The sequence below is a fragment of the Saccharopolyspora sp. NPDC045941 genome (assembly GCF_056431445.1).
On sequence record NZ_JBWKKU010000005.1, the window covers coordinates 125053 to 138004 of the forward strand.

Here is a 12952-nt window from a genome sequence, read left to right on the forward strand (position 1 = left end):
TCGCGGAACGAGTCCGCATCCCGCATGGACTTCGCAAACCCCGTTCTGGTTGGATCTTTCTCGGTTACTGGGAGCAATGGACCAATCTGCTGCGACGAATGGCGGTACAGGCCTGCTGCGCCCGGAAGTTCGGGGAGACCAACGGAAGGTGGTCGGGGAGATGCGGAAGGTCCTGATCGTCGGGGCGGGACAATCCGGGTTGCAGCTGGGACTCAGCCTGCAGGCGTTGCGCTACGAGGTGACGTTGATCTCGGCGCGGACGCCGGCGGAGATCCGGGGCGGCCGGGTGATGTCCACGCAGGTCATGTTCCGGACCGCGCTCGGGTACGAACGGGAGCACGGCCTGAACCTGTGGGAGGAGCAGGCGCCGAAGATCATCGGGCTGCGGCTGTCGGTGGGCGGCCCGGACGGCTCCCGGGTGCTGGACTGGCGGGGCGAGCTGACGGGCTTCGCGCAGTCGGTGGACCAGCGGTTGAAGATGGCCGGGTGGCTGGAGCTCTTCGCCGAGCGCGGCGGCGCCGTCGAGTACCGCGACATCGAGGTGTCCGACCTGGACGAGCTGAGCCGCGGCTACGACCTGGTGCTGGTCGCGGCGGGCGCCGGGAAGCTCGGCCGCACCTTCGAGCGCGACCCGGGGTGGTCCCCGTTCGCCGAGCCGCAGCGGGCGCTCGCGGTGTCCTACCTGCGCGGCGCCGCACCATCGTCCGATGTGGACGATTCGGGGCTGGTCCGGTTCAACTCGGTGCCGGGCGTGGGCGAGGTCTTCGTCATTCCCGGCTACACCGAGGGCGGGCCGTGCGACATCCTGTTCTTCGAGGGCGTCCCGGGCGGGCCGCTGGACTGCTGGGCCGATCGCCCGGGTCCCGCGGAGCACCGGGCGCGGATGCTGGAGCTGCTCCGCGCCCACCTGCCGTGGGAGCACGAGCGGTTCGCCGGCGCGGAGCTGACCGACGACCGGGCGGTCCTGGCCGGCGGGGTGACCCCGGTGGTGCGCAAGCCGGTCGCGCGGCTGCCCTCCGGGGCGGCGGTGCTGGGCATGGCGGACGCGGTGGTGGTCACCGACCCAGTCACCGGGCAGGGCGTCAACAGCGCGAGCAAGGCGGCGGAGTCCTATTTGGACAGCATCGTGCGGCGGGCGGACCGGCCGTTCCACGCCGAGTGGATGCAGGAGACCTTCGACCGGTTCTGGGACTACGCCCGGCACGTGACGGTGTGGAGCAACGCGATGCTGCGACCGCCGGCGCCGCACGTGCAGCGGCTGTTCGGCGCGGCGGTGGAGATCCCGGCGATCCGGAACCGCTTCGCGAACGGCTTCGACGACCCGGCGGACTTCGAGTCCTGGTTCCTCGACCCGGCCGGGGCCGAGGAGTACCTCAGCAGCCTCAGTTGAGAATTTTCGCCCGTTGGGGCTAAAAAGGCGCGACTGATCATCTCGATCCAGGAGGTTGTCGTGTCGCGGCTCCGACATCGGTGCAGTGCGCTCGGATCGGCGGTGGCGATGGCGGTGCTCGCCGCGCCGATCGCCGTCGCCAATCCGGCCACCCCGCCGCAGCAGCAGGTCCGGCCGATGCCGGACAAGAGCATCGCCTTCTACGTCGGCAAGAACCGGACGGAGAGCGGGGCGACGCTGCTCGGCGGGTTCGGGCACGAGCCCTCCAGCCACTGGCTGGAGATCGTGCCCCGGCAGCAGCATGAACCCGGCTCGACGATCACGGTGGGCGCCACCGAGGAGGCCGACCTGCCGGGGCGGCTGACGCAGATCCCGCAGGTGCCGGAGACCGCGAAGTACATCACCTCGAACTACTCGGAGTTCGCCGGGTTCCCGGCCCCGCTCACCAACGGCGGGCTGAACGAGTACCAGGTGGCGGCGCGCGACGTGTGGTCGGACTCGCGGCCCGAGCTGGTCGAGATGACCCCGCCCGGCCAGACCGGGCCGAACTACAGCGACCTGTCGCGGATCGCGATGGAGCGGGCGCACACCGCGCGCGAGGCCGTGCAGATCCTCGGCGAGCTGATCGACCGGCACGGCTACACCACCTACGGCGGGAACTCGCACCTGTTCGCCGATGCCAACGAGGGCTGGGTGTTCATCGAGTTCGCCGGCGGCAAGGGGTTGTGGGCGGCCGAGCGGCTCGGGCCCGACGACGTGCGGGTGTCCTATCCGGGTTACATCGGCGACTTCCCGGTCGACCACCGGAACGACCCGGACCACATGGGCTCGCCGAACCTGGTCGATTTCGCGGTCCAGCAGGGCTGGTGGAACCCGGCCGACGGCAGGCCCTTCAACGTCCAGCAGGTCTACGGCACGCCGTTCCCGGGGCATCCCGGCAAGTCCACCCCGGACGACGAGGCGCCGTGGCGGCATCCGCCGACGCTGGAGGAGGAACTGCGGCGGCTGGGCGAGGTTTCGCTGGTGGACATGCAGCGCATGGTCCGCGACCCGCGCTGGTCCGACGACCGCTCCGGCTACGGGCAGGTCGCCGAGCTGAAGGCGGATCTGGCGCATCCGGAGCTCGCGACGCTGTGGGTGGCCAACACCGCCGCGATCACCGCGCCGTACGTCCCGTTCCACATCGGTGCCGAAACCGTGCCGCCGGAGTACGGCCAGCACCGCTACCTGACGTCCGGGGCGGCGGCCAACTACCTGAGCCCGGAGTACGCGGCGCAGGAGGCGACCCGCTCGGCCACCTACGAGTCGAAGCGGCTCATGTACTACACCTGCGACCGGCCGGAGGTGTTCCTCGCCGACGTCACGAAGGCGTTCGAGGGCTTCGAGGCCCAGATGCTCGGCGAGATCGGCGGCGTCGAGCAGCAGGCGGCCGAGGCGTATCGGGCCGGCGATGCCCCGCGGGCCCGCGCGTTGCTCACCGACTGGAGCAACGAGTGGGCGATGGACGGCCTGGACCTCACCGAGTACCTGGTGGCGGACGTCGAGGCGCGCACCAAGGAGCAGTTCGGCATCCGCAAGCCGGCGGTCGAGCCGCCGCCGGGGGTGACGGCCAGGGCGGAGAGCCTGGACATGTCGCTGCCGGAGGGGTCGATCTCGGCGCGGGACCGGGTCAACTGCGACCTGGGCAACGGCTGGGCGGACGGCACCACGGTGGATCGCAAGGGCCAGGTCGGCGACCCGAACGCGGTCCCCGACTTCCGCGCGGCCACCCGTGCCGATCGGCCCTTCCCCTGGCTTCCGGTGACGATCGCGGCGGTCGTGGGCCTCGCCCTCGGAGCGGTGGCGATGTTCTTCGCCCGCCGCCGAACCACCTGATCCGCCGGATTCGGTGAGCCGGTGCGCCTGCCGCCGAGCGGTTCGGCGGCAGGCGCCCGGGTCAGTAGGCGTCGTGGGCCTTGGCGAACTCGTTGCCGTGGTAGGCGTCCCAGTTGATCGACCACGCCATCAGGCCGCGCAGGGCCGGATAGGTGCCGTGCGGTCGGTACGGGCCGCAGCCGGTGCCCGCGCGCAGGCAGTCGAGCGCCTTGTGAACCTCCGGGACCGGGGTGAAGCCGTTGCCCGCCGGGTTGGCCGCGGGCAGGCCGATGGCGACCTGTTCCGGCGCCAGCGGCGCGAAGGTGTTGTCCGGGTTCTTCGCCAGCGGGAAGCCGGTCAGCAGCATGTCGATCATCGCCACGTGGAAGTCCGCGGTGCCCATCGTGTGGTACTGGTCGTCCAGGCCCATGATCGGGCCCGAGTTGTAGTTCTGGACGTGCAGCAGGTCCAGGTCCGCCCGCAGCGCGTCGATCACCGGCAGGTACGAACCGGCGCGCGGGTCGGCGCCGGAGCCGCCGCCGTAGTGCTGGTAGCCGAGCTGGACGAAGAACGTCTCCGGCGCCATGGTCAGCACGAAGTCCGGGCCGTAGCGCTCGTTCAGCGCCCGGAGCGCGGCGATCAGGTTGACCACGACCGGCGTGGTCGGGTTCTTCAGATCGGTGTCGCCCGGGGCGAGTTCCAGCGAGTGGCCCTCGAAGTCGATGTCGATGCCGTCGAGGCCGTAGCGGTCGATGATCGCGGCGGCGGATTCGACGAAGGCGTCGCGCGCGCCCGCGGTCTCCAGCCGCACCTGCCCGTTGGCGCCGCCCACCGACAGCAGCACCTTCTTGCCCTCGGCCTGCTTGGCCTTGATGCCGGCGATGAACTCCTCGTCGGTCTCGACGTTCGGGCATTCGGCGGCCGGGCAGCGGTTGAACTCCAGCTGGCCGGAGGTGGGGGAGGTGGGCTCGGCGAAGGCGAGGTCGATGACGTCCCATTCGGCGGGCACGTCGGCGATGCGCACGTAGCCGGAGCCGTTGGCGAAGCTGGCGTGCAGGTAGCCGACCAGGGCGTGGGCGGGGATGTCCGGCGCGGCGGGTTCGGGGGCGGCCGCGGCCGTGGCGGGCAGCGTCAGCCCGACCAGGCCGACCAGGCCGACCAGGGCGGCGAGCGCGGTGCGCACCCGTGGCATGGGAGTGCTCCGATCCGTCGGGAGTGATCTGGGGCACAACAAAAATGGACTAGACCATTGCTCGCGTCAAGGTCCAGTCCATTTGTCGCCAACGGACGCGAAAGCGCCGGTCAGCCCGGGCCGGGGCCCAGAGGCCCCTTGCCACCGGGGCCGCCCGGACCGCGGCGGCGCAGGTAGCGCTCGAACTCCGCGGCGATCGCGTCCCCGCTGGCCTCGGTCAGCTTGACCTCGGCGTCCCCGCGCTCCTCCAGCGCGCGGACGTAGTTGCGGACGTCCTCGTCCTCCTCCGCCATCTCGCTGACGGTCTGCTCCCACTCCTCGGCCTGCTCGGGCAGGTTGCCCAGCGGGACCTCCACGTCGAGCGCCTCCTCGACCCGGTGCAGCAGCGCCAGCGTGGCCTTCGGCGACGGCGGCTGCGACACGTAGTGCGGCACCGCCGCCCAGAACGAGATCGCCGGGATCCCGGCCTGCACGCAGGCGTCCTGGAACACCCCGACGATCCCGGTCGGGCCCTCGTAGCGGGAGCGCTCCAGCCCGTAGCGGGCGGCCGACTCGGTGTCGTAGGCCGCGCCGCTGACCGGCACCGGCCGGGTGTGCGGCGCGTCCGCGAGCAGGGCGCCCAGGGTGACCACGGTGCGGGCACCGATCCGCTCGATCTGCTCGACGAGTTCGGCGCAGAACGCCCGCCAGCGCATGTTCGGCTCGATGCCGTGCACCAGCACCACGTCGTGATCGCAGCCGGGCGGGCGGCAGACCGTCAGCCGCGTGGTCGGCCAGGAGACCTGGCGGGTGATGCCGTCGACCAGCTTCACAGTGGGGCGGGTGACCTGGAAGTCGTAGTACGGGTCCGGGTCCACCTCGCTGAGCGGCTCCGCGTCCCAGATGAGCTGCAGGTGCTCGATCGCGGAACTGGCGGCGTCGCCTGCATCGTTCCAGCCCTCGAAGGCGCTGACGACGATCGGGTCGGTCAGCGGGGGCAGTTCGGCGCGCTGTTGTCCGGTGATGTGTGCGTCGCGATCGGTCACGGCGCCAGCCTACGACGCCACGCCGACGCGAGCGCCCGACGTCCCCGCCGAACATCATCCGCCGCGCGCGAACACGCGGGAGCCGCCGTTCTTCCAAGCGGCGGTGGTCGCGTGCAGTGCGGTGCCGTGGTGGAACGATCCTCATCCCGGTTTGACGGGAGACAGCCGGGGCCAGACCCTTTACCCGAGTCACCGTGGGTGTCAGCGGTCGAGGGAAGCCGATCCAGCCAGTGGACAGCACCGGAGCGTCATCGAGCGACGGGACCGGGATATCCCCGAGGTCCCGGCTGCGGCTGTCGATCGGCCGCCGCCCGAAGGACCTGGCCCAGCTGGCCCTCGTCGGCGGGCTGCTCACGCTGAGCGTGCTGCTCGTCCTGGTGCCCGCCAACCCCGTCGAGCTCGCCCTCTACCAGCAGCTGGAGCGGATCCCGGCGGCCACCGACCCGCTGTGGGTGGTGCTCACCTGGGTCGGCGGCTGGGCCGGGATCGCCGGGGCCACCGCGGTGGCGATGTACTTCGGCTGGATCCGGGTGGCGCTGCTGTGCGCGGCGTCGGGCGCGGCGACGTGGGCGCTGGCCGGGCTCATGCAGCACGTGCTGGGCGTCCGCCCGGTGCCCGTGCCGTTCCCCGGGCCGCCGGGCGGTTTCCCGTTCCCGGCGGGCGAAGTGGCCATCGTGACCGTGCTGGCGGTGGTCGCCGCGCCCTACCTGGGCCGCACCGCGCGGTACCTCGGGTGGGCCCTCGCCGTGCTGGTCGGGGTGGCGGTGGTGCACCTCGGCGGGCACCTGCCGCTGGACGCCGTGGGCGGCGCGCTGCTGGGGTGGGGCGTCGGCCTGCTCTGCCACGTCGTCTGGGGCGCGCCGGGACGGAAGATCTCCGGCCAGGTGATCCTGGGCGAGCTGGAGCTGGCCGGGATGGAACCGACCTGGATCGTCGCGCTGCGCCACCGGCTGCTGGAGCCGCGGGAGTTCGCCGTGGGCACCACGGCGGGGTGGACGCTGCGGGCCAAGGTGGTGCGGCGGATGAGCCGCCGCGCCGGGCCCTGGTACAAGATCAAGCGCCTGCTCACGCTGCTCGACGTCCAGGACGAGCCGCACCTGTCGACGCCGCACCACGAGGTGGAGCACGAGGCCTACGTGACGCTGCTCGCCGAACGGGCCGGCGTGCGCACCCCGCAGGTCGTGCTGGCCTGCGACGTCAAGCACGCGCCCGCGCTGCTGGTGGTCCGCCAGGTGACCGGGCGCCGGCTGTCGGAGCTGCGCGGCGCCGAGATCGACGACGAGCTGCTCGCGGCGATCTGGACGCAGCTCGCGGCCCTGGCCGCGGCCCGCATCGCCCATCACGACCTTCGTGCGAAGAACATCCTGGTGGACGACGAGAACCGGCCGTGGCTGCTCAGCTTCACGTTCAGCCACGCGGGCGCGGACGCGGCGCGCCTCGCCCAGGACCTGGCCGAGGCGCTGGTGTCGCTGGCGGCGGTGGTCGGCACCGAGCGCGCGGTGCGAAGCGCGATCAGCGCGCTGCCGGCCGAGCAGCTCGCGGCGGCGCTGCGGAACCTGGTGCCGCTGGCGCTGCCGCGGCGCATCAGGAGCCAGGCGGAGCGCGGGCGCTTCCTGCTGGCCGAGCTGCGCGAAACCCTGGCGGACGGGCTGGGCCTGCCGATCCCGGGCTTCCGCTCGCCGGTCCGCCCGATCACCGTGATCGGCCTGCTGCTCATCGCCGCTGCGGTGTACCTGCTGCTCCCGGAGCTCTCCAGCATGGGCGAGGTGCTCACGGCGGTGCGGCAAGCCAACTGGGGCTGGCTGGCGGTGGCGGTCGTGACGGGGTTCGTCGCGATCCTGCTGTCGTCGATCTCCGTGCAGGGCTCCAGCCGGATCCCGCTGCCGTTCTGGCGGACGTTCCTGGTGCAGATGGCGGCCGCGTTCACCGGGCGCACCACGCCCGGCGGCGCCGGGTTCTTCGGCATCAACGTGGTCTACATGGAACGCCTCGGGTTGCGGCGGCCGCTGGCGGTCGGGGTGACGCTGCTGAACCAGGCGGGCACCGGTGCGGTGGCGTTCGTCGTGGCCGTGATCGGCGTGTTCGCGGTCGGCCTGTCCGGCACGTTCACCAACCTGTCGATCCCGACCGGCTGGCCGGTGCTGGCCGGCGCCGCCGCGGTCGTGGTGGTCGCGGCGGCCGTGATCGCCTCGCCGTTCGGCCGCCGCCGGATCGTCGCGCCGTCGCTGGAGGTCGGCCGGGAGCTGCTGGAGACGTTGCGCCACCCGGTCCGCGCGCTCCAGCTCTTCGGCGGCGCGCTGGGTTACCTCGTGGTGTCGGGGCTCGGCCTGGCCGCGTCGCTGGCCGCGCTGCACCCGGACTTCTCCTGGACGGCCGTGACGGTCGTGTTCATCATCGGCAACACCCTCGGTCACCTGGTGCCCTCGCCCGGCGGGCTGGGCGCGGTCGAGGCGGTGCTGCTCGCGGGCCTCGGAGCGATGGGCGTGCCGGCGACGGCGGCGATCACCGGAGTGCTGATCTCCCGGCTGCTGACGTACTGGCTGCCGGTCCTCCCCGGCATCGCGGTGTTCCGCTACCTCCAGCACCGAGGCCTGATCTAGACCTGCCCCAAGCGCTCCGCCCGGGCACCCCGGCCCGGGGCGCCCCACCCCGTCGCGCCCCGCTCCGGGTCCGGTCGTCCCGCAATTTCCATTGAAATCGAACCTTCGATTTCAATGGAAATTGCGGGCACGAGACGGGGATCCCGTGCCGCTGGGAGCCTCGTACCACACTGTGGGAATTGGGTTGGGATGCGCTCGTACGCTGGTCGGTATGCCGCATTCTCCCTGGTCACCGCTGCTGGAGGCGCTGGAGCGCCGGGTTCTCGTCGCCGACGGCGCGATGGGCACCATGCTGCAGGAGGTGCCGCTGGGCCTCGACGACTTCGCGGGCCTGGAGGGCTGCAACGAGATCCTCAACGCCACCCGCCCGGACGTGGTGCGCGACGTGCACCGCGGCTACCTGGCGGCCGGGGCGGACGCGATCGAGACGAACACGTTCGGCGCGAACCTGGCCAACCTCGGCGAGTACGGCATCGCCGACCGCATCCGCGAACTCTCCGAGCGCGGCGCGCGGCTGGCCAGGGAATGCGCCGACGAGTTCGCCACCGCCGGGCAGCCGCGGTTCGTGCTGGGCGCGATGGGGCCGGGCACCAAGCTGCCGACGCTGGGGCACGTGACCTTCGAGGCGCTGCGCGACGCCTACGCGGAGCAGACCGTCGGCATGCTCGACGGCGGGATCGACGCCGTGCTGGTGGAGACCTCGCAGGACCTGTTGCAGACCAAGGCTTCGGTGCTGGCCGCCAAGCGCGGCATGGCGCGGGCCGGGCGGCGGGTGCCGATCATCGCGCAGGTGACCGTGGAGACCACCGGCACGATGCTGCTGGGCACCGAGATCACCGCTGCGCTGACCGCGCTGGAGCCGCTGGGCATCGACCTGATCGGGATGAACTGCGCGACCGGTCCGGCCGAGATGAGCGAGCACCTGCGGCAGCTGGCCAAGCAATCGCGGGTGCCGCTGTCGGTGATGCCCAACGCCGGGCTGCCGCAGCTCGGCCCCGACGGCGCGGTGTACCCGCTGACGCCCGAGGAGCTGGCCGAGGCGCTCGCCGAGTTCGTCACGCAGTACGGCGCCCGGCTGGTCGGCGGCTGCTGCGGCACGACCGGCGAGCACATCCGCCAGGTCGTCGAGGCGGTGCGCGACCTGGCGCCGCCGCGGCGCGAGCCGCAGCCCGAGCCGGGCGTCAGCTCGCTGTACCAGGCCGTGCCGTTCGCCCAGGACGCGTCGGTGCTGGTGGTCGGCGAGCGCACGAATGCCAACGGTTCCAAGGCGTTCCGCGAGGCGATGCTGGGGGGCGACTACGATTCCTGCGTCGAGATCGCCAAGGCCCAGACCCGCGACGGGGCGCACCTGATCGACCTCTGCGTGGACTACGTGGGCCGCGACGGGGCCGCCGACATGGCCGAGCTGGCCGCGCGGCTGGCCACCGCCTCGACGCTGCCGGTGATGCTGGACTCGACCGAGCCGCCGGTGCTGCGCGCCGGGCTCGAACGCCTCGGCGGCCGGTGCGTGGTCAACTCGGTCAACTACGAGGACGGCGACGGGCCGGATTCCCGCTACCGCCGCGTCATGGAGCTCGTCCGCGAGCACGGCGCCGCGGTGGTGGTGATGTGCATCGACGAGGACGGGCAGGCCCGCACCAAGGACTGGAAGCTGCGGGTCGCCGGCCGGATGATCGACGACCTGACCTCGAACTGGGGGATGGCGGAGTCGGACATCATCATCGACACCCTGACGTTCCCGATCTCCACCGGTCAGGAGGAGGTCCGCCGGGACGGCGTCGAGACCATCGAGGCAATCCGCGAGCTCAAGCGCGCGCACCCGGAAGTCCGCACCACGCTGGGCATTTCGAACGTCTCCTTCGGACTGAACGCGGCGGCGCGGCAGGTGCTGAACTCGGTGTTCCTCAACGAGTGCCGGGAAGCGGGCCTGGACACGGCGATCGTGCACGCCTCGAAGATCCTGCCGATGAACAAGATCCCGGACGAGCAGCGGGAGGTCGCGCTCGACCTGGTCTACGACCGGCGTCGCGAGGGCTACGACCCGCTGCAGAAGCTGATGGAGCTCTTCGAGGGGCAGACCGCGAAGTCCAGCCGGGCGTCGCGGACCGAGGAACTCGCGGCGCTGCCGCTGTTCGAGCGCCTGGAGCGGCGGATCGTCGACGGCGAGCGCAACGGGCTGGAAGCCGACCTGGACGCGGCGATGGCCGAGAAGCCACCGCTGGAGATCATCAACGAGAACCTGCTGGCCGGGATGAAGGTCGTCGGCGAGCTGTTCGGCTCCGGGCAGATGCAGCTGCCGTTCGTGCTGCAGTCGGCCGAGGTCATGAAGGCCGCCGTCGCCTACCTGGAACCGCACCTGGAGCGGGAATCCGCCGCCGGCAAGGGCACTCTCGTGCTGGCCACAGTCAAGGGTGACGTGCACGACATCGGCAAGAACCTCGTCGACATCATCGTGTCCAACAACGGCTACAACGTGGTCAACCTCGGCATCAAGCAGTCGATCGGTACGATCCTGGACGGCGCGCAGCAGCACTGCGCGGACGCCATCGGCATGTCCGGGCTGCTGGTGAAGTCGACGGTGATCATGAAGGAGAACCTGGCGGAGCTCAACGCCAGGGGAGTGGCCAAGAAGTACCCGGTGCTGCTAGGCGGCGCCGCGCTGACCCGGTCCTATGTGGAGGGTGATCTCGACGAGCTCTACCGCGGCGAGGTGCGCTACGCCCGGGACGCCTTCGAGGGCCTGCGGCTGATGGATTCCATCATGGCCCGCAAGCGCGGCGGCGTGATCGTCCCGGACCAGGCGGAGGAGGCGAAGAAGGCGGAGCGCAAGGCCCGCCGGGAGCGGTCGCTGCGGATCGCCGAGAAGCGCAAGGCGGCCGCCGTTCCCGAGCCGGTGACCCGCTCGGACGTGGCCGCCGGCGTTCCGGTGCCCACGCCGCCGTTCTGGGGCGGGCGTGAGGTGCGCGGCGTGCCGGTCGGCGAATACTCCGCCTACTTGGACGAACGGGCCACGTTCTTCGGCCAGTGGGGGCTGCGCGGCGCGAAGGGCGGCCCGGCCTACGAGGAACTCGTCGAATCGGAGGGGCGGCCGCGGCTGCGGTACTGGATGGACCAGCTCGCCACCGAGGGGATCCTGCAGCACGCGGCGGTGGTCTACGGCTACTTCCCGTGCGTGTCCGAGGGCGACGACCTGGTCGTGCTGGCCGGGCCCGCGGCGGACGCGCCGGAGCGCTGCCGCTTCGCGTTCCCGCGCCAGGCCCGCGACCGGCACCTGTGCCTCGCGGACTTCTTCCGCTCGCGGGAACGCGCCGAGGCGTCCGGGCAGGTGGACGTGCTGCCGCTGCAACTGGTCACGATGGGCCAGCCCATCGCCGACTTCGCCAACGAGCTGTTCGCACGCAACGCCTACCGCGACTACCTGGAGATCCACGGCCTCGGCGTGCAGCTCACCGAGGCGCTGGCGGAGTACTGGCACCGGCGCGTCCGCCAGGAACTGCTGTTCGCGTCCGGCGTTCCGGTGGCGGCCGAAGATCCGGCCACTGTGGAGGCGTTCTTCCGGCTGGGCTACCGCGGCGCCCGCTTCTCCCTCGGCTACGGCGCCTGCCCGAACCTGGAGGACCGCGCCAAGATCGTCGAGCTGCTGCGGCCGGAACGCATCGGCGTGACGCTGTCCGAGGAGTTCCAGCTGCACCCGGAGCAATCCACCGACGCGATCGTCGCCCACCACCCGGAGGCCAAGTACTTCAACACCTGAGCTACCACTTGCCGTTCTGGTTGACCGCCTCGTAGGCGGTCTTGACCGGGGCCCAGCCGTTTCCGGTGTCGTGCGGGACGCCTTCGCTGGAATGCCAGTAGCGGAGGTTGTGCTTGCCGCCGGCGATCTCGCGGATGCCGGAGTGCGTCACCTTCGGGCTGTTCCCGTTGAGGTACCGGAACTTGTGGTCGGCGTGGTAGCCCTTGTCGATCGCGGACGTGCCGCTGACCGTTTCGTCCTCGTTGGCGCCCGCGAATGTCCAGTCCGTCCCGGCCGCCCAGGACTGGCTCAGGCGGTTCTCCGGCGCGTGCAGGACGCGCATGAACTCCTAGTCCGGGTCCATCGACTTCCACTGCGTGGTGTCCGAGGCGTCCGGGTTGCGCACGCCCCGGTGCGGGGTGCCGAGCGTGACGACGTCGCCGACCTTCAGCGGCCCCTTCGGGAAGCCCGACCAGCCCTTGGCCGAACCCAGCAGCGCGACGCGGGTGACCAGCCCGCCCATCGAGTGCGCCACGATGTCGACCGATTCGCCCTTCTTCGTGTGGTGCTCGTAGATGTAGTTGGCGAGGTCGGCGGCCACGTGCTTGATCCGCGTGCCGGTGGTGTTGTCGTCGCTGATCGAGATGTCGCAGCCGGTGTCGCCCTTGTAGTAGCCGACGGTCTTCAGCTGCCCGCCGGGCCAACCGCGCTTCTCGAAGTAGTCGACGGCGTCGCCCCAGATGGTCTTGCAGTTCGCGTCGCTGCCCGGGTTGTAGCCGTGCACGAAGTAGACCGGATTGTTCCCCGCCGCCGAGGTTTCCGGATTTTCCGGTTGCGCCGCAGCCGTTCCGCCGAGCGCCAGCATCGCGACCGCGAGCAACGCCGCCGCGGCCCGTCCCGTCCTGCTGAACACCATGCGCGTCCTCCTTCCAACGGGAATGCGGCCTTCCAAGGTAGGTGAAGCCGATCTCGCCTTCCGGCCGAACGATCACGCGTCGCTCGTTCGGGTCTGCGCGTTGCGCCGACCGGGCCCGGGCCGCGCGTCGATTGCTCCGATCGTGGCCGGTGGGGCGGGGCGACGAGGGATTGGACACTTTCGCTGGGGGAGGCCGGACCTCGGGTGCTGTACTTGTGGAGGTCATGGTCCACACCTCTTCC

General features: G+C 71.4%; 8 protein-coding genes. 4 read left to right on the forward strand and 4 right to left on the reverse strand.

The window, feature by feature from the left end; translation table 11 throughout:
- The first annotated feature begins 160 nt into the window (after positions 1 to 160).
- Together AC07FN_RS05865 and AC07FN_RS05870 are read left to right on the forward strand one after the other, a co-directional pair.
- Positions 161 to 1390: a styrene monooxygenase/indole monooxygenase family protein gene (locus AC07FN_RS05865; protein ID WP_478394582.1), complete on the forward strand. Its 1230-nt coding sequence runs from the start codon at positions 161 to 163 to the stop codon at positions 1388 to 1390.
- 60 nt (positions 1391 to 1450) lie between these two features.
- Positions 1451 to 3265: a C69 family dipeptidase gene (locus tag AC07FN_RS05870; protein WP_478394583.1), complete on the forward strand. Its 1815-nt coding sequence runs from the start codon at positions 1451 to 1453 to the stop codon at positions 3263 to 3265.
- A 61-nt stretch (positions 3266 to 3326) separates the two neighbouring features.
- On the opposite strand, the gene AC07FN_RS05875 is transcribed toward AC07FN_RS05870, so the two are convergent.
- Together AC07FN_RS05875 and AC07FN_RS05880 are read right to left on the reverse strand one after the other, a co-directional pair.
- Complete coding sequence (locus AC07FN_RS05875; protein WP_478394584.1) at positions 3327 to 4436, reverse strand: chitinase; 1110 nt, start codon at positions 4434 to 4436, stop codon at positions 3327 to 3329.
- A gap of 110 nt (positions 4437 to 4546) precedes the next feature.
- The gene (locus AC07FN_RS05880) at positions 4547 to 5440 is read right to left on the reverse strand and encodes a PAC2 family protein (protein WP_132481062.1); all 894 of its coding nucleotides are present in this window, start codon (positions 5438 to 5440) and stop codon (positions 4547 to 4549) included.
- A 251-nt stretch (positions 5441 to 5691) separates the two neighbouring features.
- Here AC07FN_RS05880 and AC07FN_RS05885 point away from each other — a divergent pair, with 251 nt between their 5' ends.
- On the forward strand, positions 5692 to 8061 hold the full coding sequence (locus AC07FN_RS05885) for a lysylphosphatidylglycerol synthase domain-containing protein (protein ID WP_478394585.1): 2370 nt from the start codon (positions 5692 to 5694) through the stop codon (positions 8059 to 8061).
- Between the two features lie 211 nt (positions 8062 to 8272).
- Positions 8273 to 11815, forward strand: a complete 3543-nt coding sequence (gene metH / locus AC07FN_RS05890; protein ID WP_478394586.1) for a methionine synthase — start codon at positions 8273 to 8275, stop codon at positions 11813 to 11815.
- 1 nt (position 11816) lies between these two features.
- On the opposite strand, the gene AC07FN_RS05895 is transcribed toward metH, so the two are convergent.
- Together AC07FN_RS05895 and AC07FN_RS05900 are read right to left on the reverse strand one after the other, a co-directional pair.
- Positions 11817 to 12137 (reverse strand): hypothetical protein, encoded by a 321-nt coding sequence (locus AC07FN_RS05895; protein WP_478394587.1) that lies wholly within the window; start codon positions 12135 to 12137, stop codon positions 11817 to 11819.
- 6 nt (positions 12138 to 12143) lie between these two features.
- The gene (locus tag AC07FN_RS05900; protein ID WP_478394588.1) at positions 12144 to 12710 is read right to left on the reverse strand and encodes an esterase/lipase family protein; all 567 of its coding nucleotides are present in this window, start codon (positions 12708 to 12710) and stop codon (positions 12144 to 12146) included.
- Positions 12711 to 12952 lie beyond the last annotated feature (242 nt).

What these genes read in the sequence shown, in the direction of transcription:
- AC07FN_RS05900 (WP_478394588.1), bottom strand. Translation starts at nt 12,710, where the DNA reads ATGGTGTTCAGCAGGACGGGACGGGCCGCGGCGGCGTTGCTCGCGGTC.
- AC07FN_RS05875 (WP_478394584.1), bottom strand. Translation starts at nt 4,436, where the DNA reads ATGCCACGGGTGCGCACCGCGCTCGCCGCCCTGGTCGGCCTGGTCGGC.
- AC07FN_RS05865 (WP_478394582.1), top strand. Translation starts at nt 161, where the DNA reads ATGCGGAAGGTCCTGATCGTCGGGGCGGGACAATCCGGGTTGCAGCTG.
- metH (WP_478394586.1), top strand. Translation starts at nt 8,273, where the DNA reads ATGCCGCATTCTCCCTGGTCACCGCTGCTGGAGGCGCTGGAGCGCCGG.
- AC07FN_RS05895 (WP_478394587.1), bottom strand. Translation starts at nt 12,137, where the DNA reads ATGCGCGTCCTGCACGCGCCGGAGAACCGCCTGAGCCAGTCCTGGGCG.